Source organism: Kitasatospora sp. NPDC057936, assembly GCF_042887525.1.
Classification (GTDB): domain Bacteria; phylum Actinomycetota; class Actinomycetes; order Streptomycetales; family Streptomycetaceae; genus Kitasatospora.
Genome location: NZ_JBHVPD010000008.1, coordinates 100,375 through 124,309, shown reverse-complemented (window position 1 = coordinate 124,309; position 23,935 = coordinate 100,375). Strand labels below are relative to the sequence as shown.

General features: G+C 74.7%; 15 protein-coding genes and 1 riboswitch. Of the genes, 11 read left to right on the top strand and 4 right to left on the bottom strand.

Annotated elements, in window-relative coordinates; all coding sequences use genetic code 11:
• Nucleotides 1–35 precede the first annotated feature (35 nt).
• From ACFVU9_RS07015 to ACFVU9_RS07005, 3 genes are all read left to right on the top strand, one after another.
• Nucleotides 36–974 carry an alkaline phosphatase family protein gene (locus ACFVU9_RS07015; RefSeq protein ID WP_387590757.1) on the top strand — a complete coding sequence of 313 codons (939 nt, stop codon included), beginning with the start codon at nt 36–38 and terminating at the stop codon, nt 972–974.
• Nucleotides 975–1,077: 103 nt separating this feature from the next.
• On the top strand, nt 1,078–1,983 hold the full coding sequence (locus ACFVU9_RS07010; RefSeq protein ID WP_387590754.1) for a hypothetical protein: 906 nt from the start codon (nt 1,078–1,080) through the stop codon (nt 1,981–1,983).
• 132 nt (nt 1,984–2,115) lie between these two features.
• On the top strand, nt 2,116–5,400 hold the full coding sequence (locus tag ACFVU9_RS07005; RefSeq protein ID WP_387590751.1) for a hypothetical protein: 3,285 nt from the start codon (nt 2,116–2,118) through the stop codon (nt 5,398–5,400).
• 22 nt (nt 5,401–5,422) lie between these two features.
• Here the strand turns inward: ACFVU9_RS07005 and ribA are convergent, their stop codons facing one another.
• A complete protein-coding gene (gene ribA, locus ACFVU9_RS07000) occupies nt 5,423–6,052 on the bottom strand; it encodes a GTP cyclohydrolase II (protein WP_380446074.1) in 630 nt (209 codons plus the stop codon).
• A 410-nt stretch (nt 6,053–6,462) separates the two neighbouring features.
• Here ribA and gdhA point away from each other — a divergent pair, with 410 nt between their 5' ends.
• The 4 genes from gdhA (at nt 6,463) to ACFVU9_RS06980 (ending at nt 10,831) form a co-directional block, all read left to right on the top strand.
• Entirely contained in the window at nt 6,463–7,863 is a 1,401-nt protein-coding gene (gene gdhA, locus ACFVU9_RS06995; RefSeq protein WP_387590748.1) for an NADP-specific glutamate dehydrogenase, read from the top strand.
• A gap of 145 nt (nt 7,864–8,008) precedes the next feature.
• A complete protein-coding gene (locus tag ACFVU9_RS06990) occupies nt 8,009–8,884 on the top strand; it encodes a GyrI-like domain-containing protein (protein ID WP_380508391.1) in 876 nt (291 codons plus the stop codon).
• A 206-nt stretch (nt 8,885–9,090) separates the two neighbouring features.
• Nucleotides 9,091–10,002, top strand: coding sequence for a zinc-binding dehydrogenase (locus ACFVU9_RS06985; protein ID WP_380446077.1), 912 nt, complete (start codon nt 9,091–9,093; stop codon nt 10,000–10,002).
• A 64-nt stretch (nt 10,003–10,066) separates the two neighbouring features.
• Nucleotides 10,067–10,831 (top strand): VOC family protein, encoded by a 765-nt coding sequence (locus ACFVU9_RS06980; RefSeq protein WP_380446078.1) that lies wholly within the window; start codon nt 10,067–10,069, stop codon nt 10,829–10,831.
• Here the strand turns inward: ACFVU9_RS06980 and lnt are convergent.
• Both lnt and cobN read right to left on the bottom strand, forming a co-directional pair.
• Nucleotides 10,807–12,441, bottom strand: a complete 1,635-nt coding sequence (gene lnt, locus ACFVU9_RS06975; RefSeq protein ID WP_387590743.1) for an apolipoprotein N-acyltransferase — start codon at nt 12,439–12,441, stop codon at nt 10,807–10,809. The two genes, ACFVU9_RS06980 and lnt, sit on opposite strands and share 25 nt — an antisense overlap.
• Nucleotides 12,442–12,623: 182 nt before the next feature.
• On the bottom strand, nt 12,624–16,283 hold the full coding sequence (cobN, locus tag ACFVU9_RS06970) for a cobaltochelatase subunit CobN (RefSeq protein ID WP_387590740.1): 3,660 nt from the start codon (nt 16,281–16,283) through the stop codon (nt 12,624–12,626).
• A gap of 160 nt (nt 16,284–16,443) precedes the next feature.
• A riboswitch (cobalamin riboswitch) is annotated at nt 16,444–16,529 on the bottom strand.
• A gap of 343 nt (nt 16,530–16,872) precedes the next feature.
• Here cobN and ACFVU9_RS06965 point away from each other — a divergent pair.
• The 3 genes from ACFVU9_RS06965 to ACFVU9_RS06955 are packed head-to-tail and all read left to right on the top strand — an operon-like array spanning nt 16,873 to nt 20,371.
• Entirely contained in the window at nt 16,873–18,222 is a 1,350-nt protein-coding gene (locus ACFVU9_RS06965; protein ID WP_387590737.1) for a cobalamin biosynthesis protein CobG, read from the top strand.
• On the top strand, nt 18,219–18,845 hold the full coding sequence (locus ACFVU9_RS06960; protein WP_380447847.1) for a precorrin-8X methylmutase: 627 nt from the start codon (nt 18,219–18,221) through the stop codon (nt 18,843–18,845). Before ACFVU9_RS06965 ends, ACFVU9_RS06960 begins: the two co-directional genes overlap by 4 nt.
• Nucleotides 18,842–20,371, top strand: coding sequence for a precorrin-2 C(20)-methyltransferase (locus ACFVU9_RS06955; RefSeq protein ID WP_380489290.1), 1,530 nt, complete (start codon nt 18,842–18,844; stop codon nt 20,369–20,371). The genes ACFVU9_RS06960 and ACFVU9_RS06955 overlap by 4 nt, the downstream gene beginning before the upstream one ends.
• A 134-nt stretch (nt 20,372–20,505) precedes the next feature.
• Here ACFVU9_RS06955 and ACFVU9_RS06950 read toward each other — a convergent pair whose 3' ends face one another.
• The gene (locus ACFVU9_RS06950; protein ID WP_380447843.1) at nt 20,506–22,245 is read right to left on the bottom strand and encodes a TIGR03767 family metallophosphoesterase; all 1,740 of its coding nucleotides are present in this window, start codon (nt 22,243–22,245) and stop codon (nt 20,506–20,508) included.
• 455 nt (nt 22,246–22,700) lie between these two features.
• Here ACFVU9_RS06950 and ACFVU9_RS06945 point away from each other — a divergent pair, with 455 nt between their 5' ends.
• Complete coding sequence (locus ACFVU9_RS06945; RefSeq protein WP_387590733.1) at nt 22,701–23,876, top strand: cobalt-precorrin-5B (C(1))-methyltransferase; 1,176 nt, start codon at nt 22,701–22,703, stop codon at nt 23,874–23,876.
• Nucleotides 23,877–23,935 lie beyond the last annotated feature (59 nt).

Below are 23,935 nucleotides of genomic sequence, written 5' to 3'. Positions count from 1 at the left end.
TGCCGCCGCCTTCCCGGACGCCCAGGCTGGACACTGTGATTTCCACGGACGTCCGGGGTGCCGGTCGGCGCCGCCGGGTGCGCGCGGTCGCCGGCGCGGCCGCGCTCTGCGCGGTGCTGCTGGCCGGGTGCGCGGGCTCGGGCGGCGGCCCGTCCGCGAACGGCTCCCCGGGGCCGACGGGCGGCACCGGCTCCCCGGGCTCCCCGGTCCGCGTGCCCCGGCCCGACCACGTCGTGGTGGTCGTCGAGGAGAACAAGTCCTATTCCGACGTGATCGGCAACACCTCCGACGCGCCGTTCATCAACGCCCTGGCCGCGCAGGGCGCGTCCTTCAGCCGGTCGTACGCCGTCGCCCACCCCAGCCAGCCCAACTACCTGGCGCTGTTCTCCGGTTCCGTCCAGGGCGTCACCGACGACTCGTGCCCCAAGTCCTTCGGCACGCCCGACCTCGGCTCCGCCCTGCTCGCCGCGGGCCTGACCTTCACCGGCTACTCCGAGGACCTCCCCGCCGCCGGCTACACCGGCTGCGCCGCCGGCGGGTACGCCCGCAAGCACAACCCGTGGGTGGACTTCGGGGCCCTGCCGCCCGGCGTCAACCAGCCCTTCTCCGCCTTCCCCGGCGACTACGCCGCCCTCCCGGCGCTCTCCTTCGTCGTGCCGAACCTGACCCACGACATGCACGACGGCACCGTCCGGCAGGGCGACGACTGGCTGAAGGCCAACCTGGCCGGCTACGCGGACTGGGCCCGCGGCCACAACAGCCTGCTGGTGGTCACCTGGGACGAGGACGACAACGACCAGGGCAACCAGGTCCCCACCGTCGTCGTCGGCCGGCAGGTCCAGCCCGGGACCTACGGCGAGCGGATCGACCACTACCGGCTGCTTCGCACCCTGGAGGACGCCTACGGCCTGCCGCCGACCGGCGCGGCGGCGGACACCGTGCCCATCGGGGACATCTGGCGGACCCAGCCCTGACCGGGCCGGGGGCGGGGCCGGGCGGGCGGCGGGCGCCGCCGCGCACCGGATGCGCGCGCCAGGCCGCGGTGGAACGCTGATCGGGCAAGGAGGTGGGTGCGCCATGGAACACCGCCGCCGCGGACCGCGGTACGCCGTCCCGGCCGCGGCGCTCGCCCTCCTGCTCACCGCCCTCGCCGGCTGCTCGGGCACCGGCGGCGGCCCGGCCACGGCGACCTCGGCGTCGTCCTCGCCCCCGTCCGCCGGTTCGTCCGCCGGTTCGTCCGCCGGTTCGTCCGCAGGTCCGTCCGCGGGCTCCCCGGGATCGCCGCGCACCGTCCTGCCCACCGGCATCCCCGGCGACTGGCACCTGGTCTTCCAGGACGACTTCGACGGCACCGCCCTCGACGGCTCCAAGTGGAACGTCGGCAACCCGTACGTCGAGCCGCAGCGGATCACTCCGCCGGTGGGCGGCCAGGAGCTCGACTGCTACGACGCGGGCCAGGTCGCGGTGCGCGACGGCATGCTGCACATCACCGCCGTGCAGAAGCAGCAGGAGTGCGGCGGCAAGACGCTCCCCTACCTCTCCGGCATGGTCAACACCAAGGACAAGTTCTCCTTCGCCTTCGGCGCCCTGGAGGCCCGGGTCTACGTCCCCGCCGCCGCCGACGGGTCGGTCGCCAACTGGCCCGCCTTCTGGGCTGTCGGGTCCAACTGGCCCAGCGGCGGGGAGAACGACGTCATGGAGGGGCTGCACGGCAAGATCTGCGCGTACTTCAACTCCGCCACGGCCTCCACCGGCAGCTGCGCCGCCGGCGACCTGACCGGCTGGCACGTCTTCGGCGCCGAGTGGCAGAACGGGCGCGTGGACTACTACCGGGACGGCGTCTACACGGCCACTCTCAGCCAGGGCGTCACCTCCGACCCCATGTGGCTGATGATCGACAACGCCGTCCAGCCGACGATCGGCGGCCCCACGTCGGTCCCGGCCACCCTGCTGATCGACTACGTCCGGGTCTGGCAGCAGTAGGACCCCTCCGCACCCGCCGCTGCGTAACGGCTTGGCCACAGGCGTTCCCCAAAGCCGTCGAAACCGGGATCGCGGTCGCCGTCCGCGCGACATGATGATGCGTCACGCGGGCGGTGGAGGGAGAACGGCAGGATGGGCGACGGCACGCCGACGGATGCGGTCCCGGACGCGGTCCCGCCGACGCGGACGGACCAGTGGCCCCGAACCCGCCGCGACCGGGCCCGCGGTCAGGCCCACGGCCAGGAACTCCCGCCCTCGCGGCTCCGGCGGCTGCGCGCTGACCCCGAGGCGCCGACGCGGGTCCGGGTCGACCCCGAGGCGCCGACCCGGGTGCGCGTCGACCCCGAGGCGCCGACCAGGGTGCGCGTCGACCCGGAGGCGCCGACCAGGGTCAAACCGAGGGCCGCCACCCCGCCCACCCAGACCCGCCGCGCGGCCCCCTCGCGCGGCGGCCACTTCGGGGGCGCCTTCCCGGCGGCCCTGCTGAACCGCTACGAGCCGAACCAGGTCGCCGGCTCGGGCACCGAGGGCACCGTCTGGCAGGTCCGGCGCCTGGACGGCGGCGGGGACGCCGCGGTGAAGGTCACCCGCACGGGCCAGGCCATGGACACCGAACTCCTGGACCACCTGCGCGACGAGGCCTACCTGCGCCACGTCCCGCGGATCGTCGACTACGGCCAGGTCGAGCACGCCGGGACCGGCTGCGACTGGGTGGCGATGGAGTACCTCCCGGTCACCCTCGCCGACCGCATCGCCGAGCTGAGCCGCGCCGGCCGGCACACCGACCCGCGCGCGACCGACCCCATCGTCCGCGAACTCGTCGCGATGCTGGACTTCTGGCAGCGGCGCGTGGCCCGCAACCCGGTCGACTTCAAGCCCGCCAACATCCTGGTGCGCCCCGGAGCCGGCCCCGGCCAGTTCGTGATCGCGGACTTCGGCGGCGTCGCCAAGCTCACCGCCAGCCGCAGCTTCTCGCCCGAGATGCAGGTCACCGTCGCCTACATGGCGCCCGAGCAGCTGGCCGGCTCCAACCACCCGGCCGGCCCCTGGTGGGGCCTGGGCAACGTCCTGTACGAGCTGTTCACCGGCCGCCCCCGCTACTTGGACCAGGACGGCCTCCTGCTGAGCGACGAGGTCCTCCAGTACGACCTGGTCTTCAACGAGGAGGTCGACCTCTCCGCCGTCACCGACCCGCGCCGCCGGCTCCTGCTCCAGGGCCTGTTCACCAGGAACCCGGCCCACCGCTGGCAGGCCCACCAGGTCAGGGCCTGGCTGGACGGCGCCAGCCCGGCGGTCGTGCGCACCCAGGCGCCCGCCGGAGCCGCCGGCACCGGCCACGCCCACCGGCCGGTCACCTTCCTCGGCGATCCCTACCACGCCCCGTCCGTCCTCGCCTGGACCATGCTGAACCGCTCCGGCGAGGCCGCGGAGTGGCTGGTCGACGGCGGCGCCCGGAGGCTGCTCTCCTGGCTGCAGGACGACGTCCGCGACACCCTGTTCGACCTGCACCACCTGCGTGAGGTCGACCGCGCCCGGGGCACCGGGCGGGCCCGCGCGGCCGCGCTCGCCGTGCTCGCCTTCGGCGCGGCGTTCGCGCCCTCCGCCGTCCCGCACTACCGCGAGCGCCCGGTCGACGCCGCCGGGCTGACCCGGATCGGCACCGAGCCCGACGTCGTCGCCGTCCTCGACGACCTGCTCGCCGCCTCGGTGCCGGCCGTCGCCGCCCGCTACGACTGCGACCACCCCGAGTGCTCCGGCGAGCACTGCGGACGGCTGCTCGCCCTCGTCCGCGTCCCGCAGGTCGTCGCCGAGACCGACCGCGCCGCCCGCGAACTCGGCGGCGGCGGACGTACCGGCGACGGCCTGACCGTCGACGAGCGGGCCCACGCCTACCGCCTGGCGATCTGGCTGACCGTCCAGCCCGAGGAGCACGCCCGGCTGCTCGCCCGGCTCTCCCCGCTGCCCGCCGCGCTGTACCGGCTCCCGCTGTCCGGGCGGGTGGCGGCGATGACGGCCGTGGTCGCGGCCGTCCTGGTGGACGCCGTGGCGAAGGCCTGGGGCGCGGTGCGCCGCCGCCCGGCGGACGACGTGCGGCGCCGCTGGTCCGCGCTGCGCCGGCGCGCGGTGGGCGCCGACCCCGCGACGGTGCACGGCTGTGCGGCGCTGATCGCGGCCGAGGCGCTCCGGGGCCGGCGGACGGCCGGCGGCCGGTCGGCCGCGAACGGGCAGGCCGAGCGGGCCGGGCGCAGCGGGACGCCGGGGACGAACCGGTGGGCGGCGGCCGGGCGCACCGGGCGGCCGAGGCCCTGGCGGGCGTGGGCCGCGGCCTGGTGGACCAACTCCGGCACCGCGGTTCCCCGGCAGGTCGCGGCGGCCCTGCTGGTGCTCGTCGCGCTCGCGCTGGTGCTCTGGGCGGGTGCGCTCGCCCGGATCAGCGTCGACGCGGGCAACCAGCTGAAGCTCCTGCCGAACAGCCTGTTCGGCGGTCCGCTGCGGACGGCCGGCGAACACGCGGCCCGGATGACGACGCCCCAGCTCGGCGCGGCGCTGGCCGCCGCCCTCACCCTGGTGGCCTTCCCCGCGCGCGTCGGCCGGGGGACGCTCGTCCTGGCCGCCGCAGGCGCCGGCGCGATCGGCTACCTGCGGCTGGGGCCGCCGATGACGGTGCTCAAGCCGCCGCCCGCGCTGGCCGACCGGGTGGTGACCTTCGAGGGCGGCATGGGCAGCTGGGCCGGGGTGGCGGCGACCGCCGGGGTCGTCCTCGCCCTCGTCCTGGTCGAGCGCGCCACCAGGCTGCTCGGGCCGGTCCACGCGGCGCGGCGCCGGACGGTGGCCCAGTGGCGCGGCATCGCCGACGGCCGTGGGGCGGCCACCTCCCGGACGACGGCCGTGGCGGTGGCCGCCGTGTCCTGGCCGCGGCCCGCGGCGGCGGCCTGGCGGGCGGGTGCCCCCGGCGCCCGCGACCGCGCCGTGTTCGCGCTCGGCTCCACCGTGGTCCTGGTCGTCCTGCTGTGGGCGACCGTCGAGGTCCGGCTCGCCGCCGTCGGGCACCACCGGACCCCGGCGTCCTGGGGCACCGGCCAGACCGGGGCCGTCTACCAGGCCGGCTTCACGCTGCTGCTCGCCGCCGTCTCGGCCGCCGCCGCCCTGGCCGGCCCGCGCACCGCCCGCCGGCTGTTCGTCCTGTGGATCCTCGGCACCCTGCTGCTCGGCGCCTGGCCCACGGCACTGGGCCCGATGGAGGCGCTGCGCATCCCGGTGGCGGAGCCGTTCTACCGCGACATCGCCGGACTCTGGGGCCACGGCGCGTTCTGGGCCGCCGTCCTGATCGCGCTCCCGCTCGTCTGCCTGGGCGTCCAGCGGACCGTCGGCCGGACGGCCGCCCGTGCCGCCGTCCGCACCGCCGGGGGCCGCTGAGGCCTGTCCGCCGGTCCCGTCGTCAGCCGACCAGGCGGGACAGCTCGATCGAGTGGCCCGTCCGCTCGACCTTGGCGCGCAGGTAGCGGACGTTGCTCTCCGAGAGGTGGACGCCGGTCGGGACCCGCTGCTCGACGGTGATCCCGAGGGCGGCCAGCTGGGCGGCCTTGTCCGGGTTGTTGCTCAGCAGCTCGATGCCGGTGGCGCCGAGGGCGGTCAGCATCTGGGCCGCGGCGGTGTAGTCCCGGCCGTCCTCGGGCAGGCCGAGGGCGGTGTTGGCGTCGTAGGTGTCGAGGCCGGAGTCCTGCAGGGCGTAGGCGTCGAGCTTGTTGTAGAGCCCGATGCCGCGGCCCTCCTGGCGGAGGTAGAGCAGGTAGCCGCCGGCCTCGCTGATCCGCTCGACCGACTCGCGCAGCTGCGGGCCGCAGTCGCAGCGGTCCGAGCCGAACACGTCGCCGGTCAGGCACTCCGAGTGCAGCCGCACCAGCGGCGTCCCGCCCTCCGGCACCCGCCCGAACGCGAGCGCCAGGTGCTCGGCGCCGTCGGCCAGGCCGTGGAAGGTGAAGACCTCGGCGTCGGCGCGGTAGCCGTCCGGGAAGGTCAGCGGGATGCGCACGCGTGAGCGCACCGTGGCGGAGCCGGGCTGCGGCATGGGCGGGCCTCCGATGGCGAGTGGCGGATTGCCGAGGGGGTGGGGTCCCCGTCGGGGTGGACCGGGCTCCGACCGTACTCGGTCGTTCCAATTTGAACAACTGGGTACTGTCCGTGCCCGGGCCGACTACGCAGACGATGTCGCAGGCGCACAACGCCACGTCCGCCCCGGCTGTTCCCGTCCACGGGGACTACGTTCCGTGATTCCCGGGCGGGGCGGGGAGCCGGTTCAGCCGGGCTCAGTGCGGACGCGAGGGGGCTGAGGGATCGTAACGGCCGCGGGGCGAGGGGGGTTTCAGTATGTGGATGGGCCGGGAGCCGTCCCGGGGACACTGCGAGACTTGCCCGCGTTTCCTGGGCACGGGAACGCCTCGCGCACGACCACTGTCGACCACGGAAGGTCCGAACCGGATGCCCGCCAACCCTCGCACCGCCCCCTCCCCGCAGGCCACCGAGGCCGAGAACCGCGCCATCGAGGCGCTCTACGCGGACGTCGTCCGCCGCAACCGCGGCGAGAACGAGTTCCACCAGGCCGTCCACGAGGTCCTGGAGACCCTCGGCCCGGTCCTCGCCCGCCGCCCCGAGCTCGTCGACGCCCGGATCGTCGAGCGCGTCTGCGAGCCCGAGCGCCAGCTGATGTTCCGCGTGCCGTGGACGGACGACGCCGGCGCGGTCCACGTCAACCGCGGCTTCCGCGTGGAGTTCAGCAGCGCCCTCGGCCCGTACAAGGGCGGGCTGCGCTTCCACCCCTCCGTCGACCTCGGCATCGTCAAGTTCCTCGGCTTCGAGCAGATCTTCAAGAACGCGCTCACCGGGCTGTCCATCGGCGGCGGCAAGGGCGGCTCCGACTTCGACCCCAAGGGCCGCTCGGACGCCGAGATCATGCGCTTCTGCCAGTCCTTCATGACCGAGCTGTACCGCCACATCGGCGAGCACACCGACGTCCCGGCCGGGGACATCGGCGTCGGCGGCCGGGAGATCGGCTACCTCTTCGGCCAGTACAAGCGGATCACCAACCGCCACGAGAGCGGCGTCCTCACCGGAAAGGGCCTCGGCTGGGGCGGCGCGCAGGTGCGCACCGAGGCCACCGGGTACGGCTGCGTGCTGTTCACCGAGGAGATGCTGCGCGCCCGCGGCGAGAGCCTGGACGGGTGCCGGGTCGCGGTCTCCGGCTCGGGCAACGTCGCCGTCTACGCGATCGAGAAGGCGCAGCAGCTCGGCGCGACCGTCCTCACCTGCTCCGACTCCTCCGGGTACGTGGTCGACGAGAAGGGCATCGACCTCGACCTGCTCAAGGAGGTCAAGGAGGTCCGGCGCGGCCGGATCGCCGAGTACGCCGAACTGCGCGGCGCCCACGTCCGGTTCGTCGAGGCGGGGGCCGAGGGCGCGAGCGTGTGGAGCGTGCCGTGCGACGTCGCGCTGCCCTGCGCCACGCAGAACGAGCTGACCGAGGCGGACGCGATCGCGCTGGTGCGCGGCGGCGTGAAGGCGGTCGCCGAGGGCGCCAACATGCCCACCACGCCGGAGGCGGTGCGGGTGTTCCAGGAGGCGGGCGTGGCCTTCGGCCCGGGCAAGGCCGCGAACGCGGGCGGGGTCGCGACCAGCGCGCTGGAGATGCAGCAGAACGCCTCGCGCGACTCGTGGACCTTCGCCCGCACCGAGGAGCGGCTGGCCGGCATCATGCGGCACATCCACGAGTCCTGCGCCGTCACCGCCGAGCGCTACGGGCAGCCGGGCAACTACGTGGTGGGCGCGAACATCGCGGGCTTCGAGCTCGTCGCGGACGCGATGCTGGCGCAGGGCCTGGTCTGATCGGGCCTTGATCCGGTGCCCGCTGTGCGTCGCGGGGCGGCGGTTGCGCAGGGACCGCCACCCGACCGCAGCGGGCACCGATTGTCGGGTGCGGCAAGGTGGGTCCTTCCTACGGTGGAGATCAACGAGGAAGGACGGGGCCGGAGTGCTGGAGCACCTCAACCGGGCGATGGAGGACATCGACCGCAACCTGGACCGTGAGATCGACGTGGCCGAACTGGCGCGCATCGCGGTGACGTCGGAGTACCACTTCCGGCGGCTGTTCTCGATGCTCGCCGGGATGCCGCTGTCGGAGTACGTCCGGCGCCGACGACTGACCGTCGCCGGGGCCGAAGTGCTCGACGGCGAGCGGACGTTGCTCGACATCGCGGTCCGGTACGGCTACACCTCGGGCGAGGCGTTCGCCCGTGCGTTCCGGGCGATGCACGGGGTCGGGCCCGGTGAGGCCCGGCGCGACGGCGCGGTGCTCAAGTCCCAGGCCCGGATGTCCTTCCGACTCGTCGTGGAAGGAGCAAGCAGTATGGATTACCGGATCGTGCAGAAGCCGGACTTCCGGATCGTCGGCAAGAAGGCGCGGGTGCCCCTGATCTACGAGGGCGTCAACCCGCACATCGCCGAGTTCATCAAGGGGCTCGGCAAGGAGACCGTCGAGCGGATCACGACACTGACGGGCGGGGACCCGGCCGGCATCGTCTCGGTGAGCGACGACTTCTCGCCCAGTCGGGAGGAGGGGTCCGAACTCGACTACTGGCACGCGGTGGTGGCGCGCGAGGACGCCGTTGTCCCGGACGACCTGGACGTCCTGCCCGTCCCGGCCGGGACGTGGGCGGTGTTCACCAACGCGGGGTCGTTCCCGCAGGCGCTGCAGCAGATGTGGGCGGACGTGTACGGCCAGTGGTTCCCGTCCAACCCGTACGAGGCCCGGCAGGGTCCGGAGATCCTGCGCACCCACTTCGTCCCGGGGACGGGCGACGCCGAGGCGGAGCTCTGGATCCCGGTGGCGCGGGCCGTGCGGAGCTGACGGCTGACGGCTGACGGCTGACGGACGACAGGCGACAGAAAACAGATGACAGATAACAGATTTCGAAATCTGTTATCTGTCATCTGTTTTCTGTTCGCCCGCCCCCGTTCGGCGCAGCACCGGCGGCCCGTCCCCGGGCGCCCCCGCATGCTGGGCGGGGCGGGGTGGGGCTGTCAGCGGGGGCTACCCGAGGAGTGGGATCACCGATGCCCAGAGCGTTCGGGTTCGTCGACTACGGCGGGCCGGAGACCCAGGAGTTCCTGGACCGCCCGGAGCTCCTGCCGGGCCCGGGCCAACTGGCCGTCGCGGTCCGCGCCGCCGGGGTGAACCCGGTGGACTGGAAGATCCGCAGCGGCCTCCTCGGCCGTCAGGGCCGCGACCTGCCGTCCGTCATGGGCCAGGAGGCCGCAGGCGTCGTCCTGCGGGTCGGCCCGGACGTGACCGCCTTCACCCCGGGCGACGAGGTCTTCGGGGTCGCCGCTGCCGGCGCCTTCGCCGAACAGACCCTGCTGCGCGCCGGGATGAGCGCCCTCAAGCCCGCGGCCGTCGGCTTCGACCAGGCCGCGACCCTCGCCGTCGCCACGGCGACCGCCGACGACGCCGTCCGCGACGTGGGCCTGGGCTCCGGCCGCACGCTCCTGATCCTCGGTGCCGCCGGGGGCGTCGGCAGCGCGGCGACGCAGATCGCCCGCAGCCGGGGCCTGCGCGTGATCGGCACCGCGAGCGATGCCAGCCGCGGCCACGTCGAGGCGCTCGGTGCCGTGCACGTCCGGTACGGCGAGGGGGTCGCCGAGCGGATCGCGCAGGCGGCCCCGGACGGCGTGGACGGCATCCTCGACCTCGTCGGCGGCGCCGCGCCGCGCGACGCCGCCGGGGCCCTCGCCGACCGTTCGAAGCTGGTCAGCACCGCCGATCCGGCGACCGCCGCCGAGCTCGGCGGCCGCTACGTCACGCGGTCCACCACCTCCGAAAGCCTCGCCGCCCTGGCCGCCCTCGTCGCGGCCGGCGAGCTGGCCGTGCACATCACCGCCCGCTACCCGCTGGCCCACGCCGCCGAGGCGCTCGCCCTCGTCGAGTCCGGGCACGCGAAAGGCAAGCTCGTCCTCGAAGTCTCCTGACAGCAAGCAGAATTGACGAACCATCATCGAGATCGCCAATGCAGGAACAGCCAGAGAGAAGCACATGAAGCAGAACTCCGCCACCATCGGCGCCCCCTGCTGGGTCGAGCTGGGCACCTCCGACCCCGCCGCCGCCCAGTCCTTCTACGGCGAGCTGTTCGGCTGGCGCGCCGAGACCGACGTGCGGCCCGAGGCCGGCGGCTACACGCAGATGTTTCTCGGCGACGCGCCGGCCGCCGCCGTCACCCCGCTCTACGCGCCGCAGCAGCCGACGGCCTGGACGGTGTCCTTCGCAGTCGCCGACGCCGACGAGACCGTCGCGACGATCAAGGCACGCGGCGGCAGGGCGCTGATGGAGCCCGCCGACGTGTTCGACCTCGGCCGGTTCGCCGTCGTCACCGACACCTCCGGTGCGGTCTTCACCCTCTGGCAGGCCCGCGCCTTCCAGGGCGCGGGCGTGTTCAACGAGCCCGGCGCGCTCGGCTGGGTGGAGCTGGCCACCCGGGACGCGGAGAGCGCGACCGCCTTCTACCCCGCGGTGTTCGGCTGGTCGGTCACCGCGTCCCCGCAGTACACCCAATGGGGCCTGGCCGGCGCGGACTTCGGCGGCATGATGGTGATGGACGAGCGCTTCCCGCCGCAGGTCCCGGCGCACTGGCTGCCGTACTTCGCGGTCGCGGACGTCGACAACACCGTCACCCGGGCGAACGGCCTCGGCGCCGACGTGCTGATGCCCGCGACGGACGTCCCGGACGGCCCGCGCATCGGCGTCCTGCGCGACGCCCAGGGAGCGGTGTTCGGCGTCTACCGCGCCGGCGACGAGGGCTGACCGTCCCCGGACTCCGCGCCGGACACCAGTGCCCGCGCCGCGCGCCGTCCCCGCCACACCACGGCCGCCGCCCCCGCCGTCACGAGCACGGCCGCCAGCGGTACCACGTCACCGACGCGGTCGTACCAGGTCAGCGTGTCGGGTGCGGTGAGCGGCAGCCGCACGGTCAGCGCCCCGGTGCCGTCGGTGCCGAGCCGCGCGAGCTCGCGCCCCTGCGCGTCGAAGGCCGCCGAGACCCCCGTCAGCGAGGCCTGCACGGCCGGACGGCCGGTCTCGGCGGCCCGGATCGCCGCGAGCGAGACGTGCTGCGCGGGCGCCCACGTGTGCTGGAACGTCGACGTGGACGACTGGTAGACCAGCACCCGGGCCCCGTCGCGCGCCGCCGTCCGCGCCATGTCGGGGAACGCCGACTCGAAGCAGACCAGCGCCCCGACCGGCAGCGCGCCGCCCGCCCGGTCGGTGGCCGGCAGCACGTGGAACGAGGTGCCGGGCGCCCGGTTCTCGCCCGCCGCCCGGCTGACGCCCGCGATCCACCCGAGCACCGGCCGCAGCGGGATGTACTCGCCGAACGGCACCAGCCGGATCTTGCGGTAGCGGTCCACGACGCCCGCCGGGGAGACCAGGACGGCGTCCTTCGAGATCCGCCCGTCGGCCTTGCGCGCGTCCTCCCCGGCGATGACCTGCGCGCCGGTGGCGGCGGACAGTTCGCGCAGCCGGTCCAGCGCGACCCGGTCGCGGTCCAGGTCGGACGTGGTGCTGCTCTCGCCCCAGACGACCAGGTCCACCGGCCGCCCGCCGAGCTCCGCCGTGGCCCGGGCGCTCGCGTCGAACCGGGCCTGCGGGTCGTCGACGATCCCCGGCTGGACGAGCGCCACCGTCACCGCCCCCGCCCGCACGGGCGCGTCGCGCAGCGCGAACAGGAGCGGCCCGGCCACCAGCACCAGGACGGCGGTCAGCGCCGCGACGGCCCGCGGCCGCCAGGGGGCGGCCGTGAGCACGACCAGCACCCCCGTGTTGACCGCCACCACCGCCGCGCTGACCAGCCAGATCCCGCCCGCCGACGCCAGCGCGAGGACCGCCGGGTGCTGCCACTGGGTGGCACCGAGCAGCGCCCACGGCCCGCCCAGCGCGTGCCAGGAGCGCGCGTACTCGGTGGTCAACCACAGCGCGGGGACGACGGCCACGGCGAGCAGCGCCCGGCGGGCCGTCAGCGGCGGGCGCAGCAGCCGGTGCACGCCGAGGCCGACGACGGCCTGCAGCGCCCCGAACAGGACGGCGAGCACCGGCAGCCCCGGTCCGATCGAGGGGACCAGCCAGTACATCGCCGTCAGGATGAAACCCGCGCCGAACCACCACCCGCGCACCGCCGCCTCCCGCCCCGACGGCGCCCGCTGCATCAGCAGCAGTCCGGGCACCAGTGCGACCCACGCCAGCCACGCGAGCCCCAGGGGCGGGAACGCGAGCACCGGCAGCGCCCCGGCCGCCAGCGCCCCGAGGCGCGCCCGGTACCGGTGGGCGGGCCGCGGCGGGCCGGCACCGGCCGGGTCGCCCCGGTGGCGGGCGAAGGGCGTGGGGGAGACGGGACGGCTGAGGGCGAGGCGTCGCGACATGCCCCGTATTGTCCGCTCGGGCGCATGATGTCACCAGTGTTCACGTCACCCGGATGGATGACGTGAACACCACGTTTGGAACACCCGAACGACCGGCCGGCGCCGGTGCCCCGGCCCACACCGGGGTGCCTCGGCCCTCGCCGCCCTCCGGGCCCCTTGACCCTCCGGGTGCCAGGTGCCCCTTAACCCTCCAGGTCCCCCTCGCCCTCCAGGTCCCCCTCGGTCTCCAGGAACGCGGCCTGCAGCTGCTCGATCAGCTCCGGGTCCGGCTTCTCCCACAGGCCGCGGCTCGCCGCCTCCAGGAGGCGCTCGCTGATCCCGTGCAGCGCCCACGGGTTGGCGCCGGCGAGGAACTCCCGGTTGACCGGGTCCAGCACGTACTCCTGGGTCAGCTTCTCGTACATCCAGTCCGCGACCACGCCCGTCGTGGCGTCGTAGCCGAACAGGTAGTCGACGGTGGCGGCCATCTCGAACGCGCCCTTGTAGCCGTGGCGGCGCATCGCCTCGATCCAGCGCGGGTTGACCACCCGGGCGCGGAAGACGCGGGCGGCCTCCTCGGTGAGCGTCCTGGTGCGGACGGTCTCCGGGCGGGTCGAGTCGCCGATGTAGGCGGTCGGTGCCTTGCCGGTGAGCGCGCGGACGGTGGCGACCATGCCGCCGTGGTACTGGAAGTAGTCGTCCGAGTCGGCGATGTCGTGCTCGCGGGTGTCGGTGTTCTTCGCGGCGACGGTGATCCGCTTGTAGGCAGTCTCCATCTCCTCGCGCGCCGGGCGTCCGTCGAGACCGCGCCCGTACGCGTAGCCGCCCCATACCGTGTAGACCTCGGCGAGGTCGGCGTCGGTGCGCCAGTCGCGGCTGTCGATCAGCTGGAGCAGGCCCGCGCCGTAGGTGCCGGGGCGGGAGCCGAAGACGCGGACGGTGGCCTTGCGCTCGTCCCCGTGGACGGCGAGGTCGGCCTGCACGTGGGCGCGGACGAAGTTGTCCTCCGCCGGTTCCTCCTGGGCGGCGGCCAGGCGCACCGCGTCGTCCAGCAGGGCGACGACGTGCGGGAACGCGTCGCGGAAGAAGCCCGAGATGCGCAGCGTGACGTCGATGCGCGGGCGGCCGAGCTCCTCCAGCGGGATCGGCTCCAGGCCGGTCACGCGGCGCGAGGCGTCGTCCCAGACCGGGCGGACTCCGAGCAGGGCGAAGGCCTCGGCGATGTCGTCGCCGGCGGTGCGCATCGCGCTGGTGCCCCACAGCGAGAGCCCGACGGAGGGCGGGCAGGCGCCGTCGTTGTCGGCCCGGTAGCGCTCGACCAGCGAGGCGGCGAGGGCCTGGCCGGTCTCCCAGGCGAGCTTGCTGGGCACGGCCTTGGGGTCGACGGAGTAGAAGTTGCGGCCGGTGGGCAGCACGTTGACCAGGCCGCGCAGCGGGGAGCCGGAGGGCCCGGCCGGGACGAAGCCGCCCTGGAGCGCGTGCAGGACGGCGTCCAGCTCGTCGGTCGTGGCGGCCAGGCGCGGCACCACCTGGGTGGCGGCGAACGCGAGCACCTCGCGGACGGCCTCCGGGTGCCCGGCGGCGACCTTCTCCACCGCCTCGGGCGCCCAGTCCTCGGCCTCCATGGCCTCGACCAGGGCACGGGCCCGGGCCTCGGCCGCGTCGGTTGCGCCCAGCGTGAGCGCGGCCTCGTCCAGGCCGAGCGCCTCGCGCAGACCGGGCAGGGCGCTGACGCCGCCCCAGATCTGGCGGGCGCGCAGGATGGCGAGCACGATGTTGACGCGGTCGGTGCCGGCCGGGGCCTGGCCGAGGACGTGCAGGCCGTCGCGGATCTGGGCGTCCTTGACCTCGCACAGCCAGCCGTCGACGTGCAGCAGGAAGTCGTCGAAGCCGTCGTCCTCGGGGCGCTCGTCGAGGCCGAGGTCGTGGTCGAGCTTGGCGGCCTGGATGAGGGTCCAGATCTGGGCGCGGATCGCGGGCAGCTTGGCCGGGTCCATCGCGGCGATGTTGGAGTGCTCGTCGAGGAGCTGTTCCAGGCGGGCGATGTCGCCGTAGGAGTCGGCGCGGGCCATCGGCGGGACGAGGTGGTCGACCAGGGTGGCGTGGGCGCGGCGCTTGGCCTGGGTGCCCTCGCCCGGGTCGTTGACCAGGAACGGGTAGACGAGCGGGAGGTCGCCGAGGACGGCGTCGGGGCCGCACTCGGCGGACAGCGCGGCGGTCTTGCCGGGCAGCCACTCCAGGTTGCCGTGCTTGCCGAGGTGGATGACGGCGTGGGCGCCGAAGCCGCCGTCCTCCTGGGCGGCCTGGATCCAGCGGTAGGCGGCGAGGTAGTGGTGGCTCGGCGGCAGGTCGGGGTCGTGGTAGATCGCGACCGGGTTCTCGCCGAAGCCGCGCGGCGGCTGGATGAGGACGAGCAGGTTCCCGGAGCGGATCGCGGCGAGCACGATGTCGCCGTCGGGGTTCTGCGAGCGGTCGACGTACAGCTCGCCGGGGGCCGGGCCCCAGTGCTCCTCGACCCGCTCGCGCAGGCCCTGCGGGAGGGTGGCGTACCAGCGGCGGTAGTCGGCGGCGGGGATGCGGACCGGGTTGCGGGCCAGCTGGTCCTCGGTGAGCCAGTCCTGGTCGTAGCCGCCGGCGGCGATCAGGGCGTGGATGATCGCGTCGCCCTCGTGGCCGTCCTCGGCGCGGTCGTCCAGGCCGGGCAGGTCGTTCCCGAGGTCCATGCCCTCCTCGCGCAGCCGGTGCAGCAGCCGGACGGCGCTGGCCGGGGTGTCCAGGCCGACGGCGTTGCCGACGCGGGCGTGCTTGGTCGGGTACGCGGACAGCACGAGCGCGAGGCGGCGCTCGGCGGCCGGGACGTGCCGCAGGCGGGCGTGCTTGACGGCGGTGCCGGCGACGCGGGCGGCGCGCTCCGGGTCGGCGGCGTAGACGGTGAGGCCGTCCTCGTCGAGCTCCTTGAAGGAGAACGGGACGCTGATCAGACGGCCGTCGAACTCCGGTACGGCGATCTGCGTCGCGGTGTCCAGCGGGGACAGGCCGTCGTCGCTGGCCTCCCACTGGGCGCGCGACCAGGTGAGGCACAGCGCCTGGAGGATCGGGCGGTCCAGCGCGGCGAGCGCGCCCGCGTCCCAGGCCTCCTCGTCGCCGCCGGCCTGGGCGTCGGCGGGGCGGGTGCCGCCGGCGGCGAGCACGGTGGTGACGATCGCGTCGGCCTCGCCGAGGGCGGCCAGCAGCTCGGGCTCGGCGCCGCGCAGCGAGGCGCAGTAGTAGGCCTCCGCACGGGCGCCCTTGTCCTCGATCGCCCGGCACAGGGTCTCGACGAAGGCGGTGTTCCCGCTCATGTGGTGGGCGCGGTAGTAGAGCACGGCGACCGTCGGGCGGGCGCCGTCGCCGTTGCCGCCGCCCTCGCCGGCGGTGGTCGCGGTCGCGGCCTCGCGCTCCAGCGGACCCCAGGCCGGGGCGGAGGCGGGCGGGGCGAAGCCGTGGCCGGTGAGCAGCACGGTGTCGGAGAGGAACGCGCCCAGCTCGGCCAGGTTGGCCGCGCCGCCGTGGGCGAGGTAGGCGTGCGCCTCGGCGGCGATGCCGGCCGGGACGGTGGACAGCTCCATCAGCTGGGCGTCGGGGGCCTGTTCGCCGGTCAGGACGATCACCGGGCGCGGGCCCGCCAGCAGCGCGTCGAGGCCCTCCTGCCAGGCGCGGCGCCCGCCGAGCAGGCGGACCACCACGAGCTCGGTGCCGTCCAGCAGCTCCGGCAGGTCCTCGGGGGACAGCCGGGCGGGGTTGCCGAGCCGGTACGGGACGGGGCCGGCCGAGGCGCGGGCGCTGAGCAGGTCGGTGTCGGACGTCGACAGCAGCAGGATCATGCGTAGGCCCTCCCGGCCTCGGTGGTGGCCGGGGCGGCCGAAACGGCGGCGGCCCGGACGGCCTCGGTGGTGGCCGGGGACGCGGGCGCGGGCATGCGACAGCGGTGGTGCATTTCTGCCTTCCTCGGGGTCCGCGCCCCGGGCCGGTGGAGGACGGCGGGAGTTCCTGGCTCCCGCGGCCACCGGGTGTCCCGGTGAGCCGCGGTCACAGTGGCGGGACCGCACCGGGCTTGCACCGGTTTCCTCCCCTGCGCCGTCGCTGGCGTCGGGCGGTCCGCGGGGACCGCCCGCCAGCATCGTACGGGGTGTGGCTGACCTGGGGGAGAGCGAGTTTCGACCTGCCCGGTGTCGGTGCGGGCGCGGGGGAGGTGCGGGGGCGGCGTGGGGACGGGGTGGCCGTGGGGGTGCGGCGAGGGGGTTGCGGGGGTAGCGGGGGTGCGGCGGGGGCGTGCGGTCGGGCGTGGGCGGCGCGTGCCGGGGTGTGCGGTGGCAGGGCGAGCGTGAGGCGCGCACCGGGAGCCGGAGTGTGATCCCGAGTGTGATCCCGAGTGTGATGCAGCGGACGGAGGCAACCGATCGGATCATCTGTATGCTCGCCGCCATGCCACCGACACCCGACGCCACCCCGCCGGGCGCCGCGGTGCCCGACCGGGGGCGCGCGGACGCCTGTCCAGGGGCGCTTCGTCTGCATGCGGCCGACGACGGCGCCCTGGCCCGGGTCCGCCTGCCCGGCGGCCTCCTGACGAATCGTCAGGCACTCGCGCTGGCCGACGCGGCCGAGGCCCTCGGCGACGGCGCACTGGAGACCACCTCCCGCGGCAACGTCCAACTCCGGGGCCTGGCTCCGCACTGCGCGGCGGACCTCGCCGAACGGCTGCGCGCCGTCGGGCTGCTGCCCTCCGACACCCACGAGCGGGTGCGCAACATCGTCGCCTCGCCGCTCGCCGGCCTCGACGCCCGACCGGCCGCCGACGTGCAGGCCTGGGTGCGGGAACTGGACGCGCGGCTGTGCGCGAGCGACTGGGCGGCCGGACTCTCCGGCAAGTTCCTGTTCGCGCTGGACGACGGCCGCGGCGACGTCGCCGCGCTCGACGCCGATGTGACATTGATCGCAGGCCCGGACGGCCGCCGCCTGCTGCGCCTCGGGCGCGACGCCTCCGGACACCCGGTCGAGGCCGGGCGGGAAGTGACGGCCGTGCTGGACGCGGCCCGGTCCTTCCTGGACGCGCTGCGCGCGGGCGGACGCAAGGCCTGGCACCTGCGCGAAGTCCCGGACCTGCTGCCGGCCGGCACCGTGCCGCTGCCCGCGCTCGCCGGGACCGCCCCCGACGTCGGCCCGCTGCCCGGCGGACTGTCGGTGGGCCTGCGCTTCGGACGGGCGAGCGCGGCGCAGTGGCGCGCGCTGGTCGCGGCCTCCGCCGGTGAACTGCGCCTGACGCCCTGGCGCGGAGCCGTCCTGCCGGGGGCCCCGGCCCAGCGGCTGGCCGGCCTCGCCGAGGCCGGGTTCCGGACGCTGCCCGGCTCGCCCTGGGAGCGGGCCTCCGCCTGCACCGGGCTGCCCGGGTGCGCCAAGTCGCTCGCCGACGTGCGGGCGGACGCGGCGCGGGCCCTGGACGCGGCGGCCGCCGGCGGGCTGCCCGTGCACTGGTCGGGCTGTGAACGGCGCTGCGGCCACCCGGCCGGGCGGTGGGTGGACGTGCTCGCCACCGGGCAGGGCTACCGGGTGACGGTGAACGGCCCGGCGGTCGGCGCGGACGCGCGGGCTTCCGCTTTGGATGTTTCCGTCGTGGATGTTTCCGCGAGGGAGGGTTCTGCGATGGAGGCTTCCGCCGTGGAGGTTCCCGCCGTGGACGTTTCCGCGATGGAGGTTTCCGCCGTGGATGTGACGAACGAGGAGATGGCCGAGGCGGTCGCCGAGGCCAGGAGGACCACGAAGTGATCGAGTACGAGAAGGACGGCGCGTCCATCTACCGCCAGTCCTTTGCCACCATCCGCGCGGAGGCCGACCTGGCCGCCCTGCCGGCGGACGTCTCCCAGGTCGCGGTGCGGATGATCCACGCCTGCGGGATGGTCGACCTGGTCGAGGACCTGGTGTACTCGCCCGGCGTGGTCGCCTCCGCGCGCGCCGCGCTGCACGCCGGTGCGCCGATCCTGTGCGACGTCAACATGGTCGCGAGCGGCGTGACCCGCAAGCGCCTGCCGGCCGACAACGAGGTCGTCTGCACCCTCACCGACCCGTCGGTCCCCGAACTGGCGCGCACGATGGGCAACACCCGCAGCGCCGCCGCCATGGAGCTGTGGCTGCCCCGCCTGGAAGGAGCCGTGGTGGCCGTCGGCAACGCGCCGACCTCGCTCTTCCGGCTCCTGGAGATGATCGAGGCGGGCGCACCGCGCCCGGCCGCGGTGATCGGCGTGCCGGTCGGCTTCATCGGCGCCGCCGAGTCCAAGCAGGCCCTGGCCGAGCACCCGTCCGGCCTGGAGCACCTGGTGGTGCGTGGCCGCCGCGGTGGCAGCGCGATGGCCGCCGCCGCCATCAACGCGATTGCGAGCGAAGAAGAGTGACGGACCGTCAGAACCGTCAGAACGTTGCCTCGACCGGACGGCTCTACGGAGTCGGGCTCGGGCCGGGCGACCCGTCGCTGGTGACCGTCCGCGCCGCCGAACTCATCGGCAAGGCCGACGTCGTGGCATACCACAGCGCCCGGCATGGGCGGTCCATCGCGCGCTCGATCGCCGAGCGGTACCTGACGGGTGGTCAGATCGAGGAGAAGCTGGTCTACCCGATCACGGTCGAGACCACCGACCACCCGGGCGGCTACCGGGGCGCGCTGGACGACTTCTACGAGGAGGCCGCCGCCCGGCTGGCCGCCCACCTGGACGCCGGGCGCGACGTCGTCGTGCTCGCCGAGGGCGACCCGCTGTTCTACGGCTCCTACCAGCACATGCACAAGCGGCTCGCGCACCGCTACCCGACCGAGGTGGTGCCGGGCGTGACCTCCGTCAGCGCGGCGGCCGCCCGGCTCGGCCAGCCGTTGACGGAGGCCGAGGAGACCCTGACGGTCATCCCGGGCACGCTGCCCGAGGAGGAGCTGGCGGCGCGGATCGCGTCCGCGGACTCGGCCGTGATCATGAAGCTCGGGCGCACCTTCCCGGCCGTCCGTCGCGCGCTGGAGCGGGCGGGCCGGCTGGAGGACGCGCAGTACGTCGAGCGCGCGTTCATGGAGGGGGAGCGGATCGCGCCCCTCGCCGAGATCGACGGGGAGACGGTGCCGTACTTCTCGGTGGCGGTCCTGCCGAGCAAGGTCGCCCCGCTGGAGCCGGTCGTGCGGACGGCGGAGGGGGCCGGCAGCGTGACCGTCGTCGGCACCGGGCCGGCCGGGCCGCTGTGGCTCACCCCGGAGGCGCGCGGCGCGCTGGCCGAGGCCACCGACCTGGTCGGCTACACCACCTACCTGGCCCGGGTGCCGGAGCGGCCGGGGCAGGTGCGGCACGGCTCGGACAACAAGGTGGAGTCCGAGCGCGCCGAGTTCGCCCTCGACCTGGCCCGGCGCGGACGGCGGGTCTGCGTGGTGTCCTCGGGCGACCCGGGCGTCTTCGCGATGGCGACGGCGGTGCTGGAGGTCGCCTGCGAGGAGGCCTACCGGGACGTGCCGGTGCGGGTCCTGCCCGGCATGACCGCGGCGCACGCGGCCGCGTCCCGGGCGGGTGCCCCCCTGGGGCACGACTACGCGGTCGTCTCGCTGTCGGACCGGCTCAAGCCGTGGGACGCGGTGGCCCGCCGCCTGCGCGCGGCGGCGGAGGCGGACCTGGTGCTCGCGCTGTACAACCCGGGGTCCAAGTCGCGGACGACGCAGGTCGGCCTGGCCCGGGACCTCCTCCTGGAGTACCGCGCGCCGGAGACGCCCGTCGTGATGGCGCGCGATGTCGGCGGCCCGACCGAGCGGGTCCGGATCGTGCGGCTCGGCGAGCTGGACCCGGCGCTCGTCGACATGCGGACGATCCTGCTGATCGGCTCCTCGCAGACGCGGGCCGTCGAGCGCGGGGCCGGCGTCGAGGTCGTCTGGACGCCGCGGCGGTACCCGGAATAACGGAGAACAGCTGACAGATAACAGCTGACAGTTTTCGTTATCTGTCAGCTGTTATCTGTTACTCGTCAGCCGTCAGCCGTCAGCCGTCAGCCGTCAGCCGCTGACCGTAGACCGCAGACCGCCGGCCGCCCCAGTCACCGAGTCGGCTTGGTGATCAGCAGCTCCGTGTTGTGGTCCTGCCCCGCGCCGAGCAGCGCGGCCGGCCGCCCGTACGGGTCGTTGTAGGACAGCTCGCGGTAGAGCGCGGCCAGGTTCGCGTCCGACGTGCTGCCGAAGTCCGTCCCGTACGGGGCGTCGGACTCGATCAGCGTCGTGAACAGGGAGAGCGTGCCGTCCCCGTTGTCCGCGATCTCGATGATCCGGCCGTGCTGCGGGTAGTCGATGTGGGAGGCGGTGTTGATCTCCCAGAACGCGCGCTCCGGCACCGCGTGCCCGTGCGCCGTGATCTGGTTCCTGTGGGTGTGCCCGTTCACCCACGCGACGACGTTGGGGTAGCGCTGGAGCAGCGCCACCAGCTCGTTCCCGTCGTGCCGCTTCTCGAAGATGTTGCGCGGGTCGGGCAGCAGGTTGCCCATGGTGCCGCTGGTGTGGTGGCTGAAGATCAGGATCAGGTCGTCGGCGCTGCCGCCCGTCACCTTGCGCCCGTTGCCGTCGTACCAGTGCCCGCTGTGCGCCTTCAGCTGCTGCTCCAGCCAGCGCAGTTGGGCGGTGCCGATCGAACCGTCCGCGAATCCGGCCTGGTTGGTGGTGTCCAGGCTGATGCCGAGGACCTTCTCCGAGATGCGGAAGGTGTAGAAGAGCTTGCCGCTGTTCACCATGTCCGAGGTGAAGCCGTGCCCGTGCGGGCCCGCGCCGGTGACTGCCGGGTCGAGGTGGGCCTTCGCGAACTCCTTGAGGGTGAACGGCCGTCGGCGCTCGTCGGGGGTGATCTCGCGCACCGCGTCGCCGGTCGCCAGCAGCTTGCCGAGCAGCAGCGCGGCGCTCGCCGGGTCGTGCCGCAGGGCCTCCGTCAGGCGGCCGGCCTCGGCGTCGTCGCAGCCCTCCAGCTTGTACCGGCCGGTGTAGAGGTCGTTCAGCAGGCCGAGGTCCGGGAGCGAACCCTCAAGGCTGTCATCGTGGTTGCCGACCGTCGTGTACCAGGGCGTGCGCAGGCCGGGGGCGTCGAAGGGGCGGCCGGCGGCCGACAGGAAGCCGGGTATCTGCGGGAAGCCCTTCGCCTTGTAGCCGTCCTGGAAGGACAGTTCGGGGTTCCAGTAGGCGGAGCTGCCGGAGTTCTGCACGCCCTCGTAGCGGTTCGGGTCACCGGTGTTCTGGGCGAGGCGTCCGCCGCCCATCACCGTGAGGTACCAGTCGAGTTCGGCGTGCTCGTGGTTGTCGGTGTTGTCGCCGGTGGCCATCACCAGGCTGAACGGCATCCCGGTGTAGGGGCCGCCGGCGAGCGAGTTGACGCGCTCGACGAGGGCCGAGACACCGCGGGCGTTCAGGGTCTCGTGCGGCCGGTGCGCCGCGCCGAGGAACTTGGCGAGGTACTCGAAGCGGAACGGCGACTCGGTGTCGACCAGGTGCAGGTCGGAGAACTGGACGAAGCTGGCCAGCCCGGTGCGGCGGTCGTCGCGCCCGCTGCCCGGGGCCGCGATGTCCCCGCGGACGACCAGCGGCCAGCCCGGCCCGGCCGTCAGCCGCTTGTAAGAGCCGTTGCCGACCGGCGTCGCCACCTGGTCGAGCGTGGTCCCGGTCACCCGGACGGCTCTCGCGGCGGTGGCCGCCAGCGCCCGGTCGCGCGCCGCCGCCGACGCGAACTGCGCGCCGCCCAGCGAAAGGGCCGCCCAGGCGGCGGCCACCGACGTACCCGTCACGAACGTACGCCGACTCATCCCTGCCACGAAAACCCCGCATTCTGATGACCCGGCCGGTCGCACCGGTCCCGGGCCTCGTGTCATGAACCCGCATCTGGCGGAGCGACAGATTACTCACTGGTAGGCGGCGGTTTCGAGACCCGTGCAGAGAACTTCTCGGTAACGAGAGGCGGCCATTCCCGCCGCTCCCACCGGCCCCCGCCCGCATGCCCGCCCGCATCCCTGCCCGCATCCCTGCCCGCATCCCTGCCCGCACGTCCGCCCGTACCCTCACCCACGTCGGCCGAGGGCCCCGGTCACCGTCCGGCCGGGTCCATGGGGGAAAATCGGCACCGGAGGCCGTTGCGGCCGTCCCGGGGCGGCGGCCGGAGTGATGACCGGTGGCGCGGCCGGGGACGGCGGTCCGTGCAGCAATCGGTGCGGCGACGGGAGCAGCGGCCACGACGGCGACCGAGACAGGGAGCGAGGCGGACGTGGCCGAACCGGGAGGCCGGGCCGGGCAGCTGAAGAGCAGCGGCCTGCGGCACGGCTGGACGACGGGCGCCTGCGCCACCGCCGCCGCCAAGGCCGCGTACACGGCGCTGCTCACCGGCGAGTTCCCGGACCCGGTGACCATCACCCTCCCCAAGGGGCAGCAGCCCGCGTTCGCCCTGGCCGCGGAGGAGCTCGGGCCGGCGAGCGGCTCGGCCGCCCCCGGCCGGCACCCGGGCTCCCCGGACGGTCCGGACGGTCCGAGCGCCATGGCCGGCGTGGTCAAGGACGCCGGCGACGACCCCGATGTGACGCACGGCGCCCTCATCCGTGCGACGGTGCGGGCCGGCGAGCCCGGCGCCGGGGTGGTGTTCCGGGCCGGTCCCGGGGTCGGGACGGTCACCAAGGCCGGTCTGCCGCTGCCCGTCGGCGAGCCCGCCATCAACCCGGTGCCGAGGCAGATGATCCGCGACGCCGTCGCCGAGGTGGCCGCCGAGCACGGTGGGACGGGGGACGTCGTCGTCGAGGTCTCCGTCGACCACGGCGAGGAGATCGCCCGCTCCACCTGGAACCCCCGCCTGGGGATCCTCGGCGGCTTGTCCATCCTGGGCACGACCGGCATCGTCGTCCCCTACTCCTGCTCGGCCTGGATCGACTCGATCCGCCGCGGCGTGGACGTGGCGCGCGCGGCGGGCCGCACGCACGTGGCGGGGTGCACCGGCTCGACGTCGGAGAAGGTCGCCGTCGCCGTGCACGGACTGCCCGAGGACGCGCTGCTCGACATGGGCGACTTCGCCGGCGCCGTCCTCAAGTACCTCAAGCGCCACCCGGTGCCGAGGCTGACCATCGCGGGCGGCTTCGCCAAACTGTCCAAGCTCGCGGCCGGTCACCTCGACCTGCACTCGGCGCGCTCCCAGGTGGACAAGGGATACCTCGCGGACCTGGCCCGGCGCGGCGGCGCGGACGAGGCCCTGGCCGCGGCGGTGGCCGCCGCCAACACCGGCCTGGAGGCGGTGCAGTTGTGCCGGGCGGCGGGCGTGCCGCTGGGGGACCTGGTCGCCGAGGCGGCCCGGGCGACGGCGCTCGGCGTGCTCGTCGGCTCCCCGGTGGCGGTGGACGTCATCTGCATCGACCGCGCGGGCACCATCGTCGGACGGGCGGAACCGCTCGGGCCGTGAGGCGCGGCGGCCGTACTTCCCGGGCCCCACGGGTTCAGTCGGGTGAACTCCCGGGAATG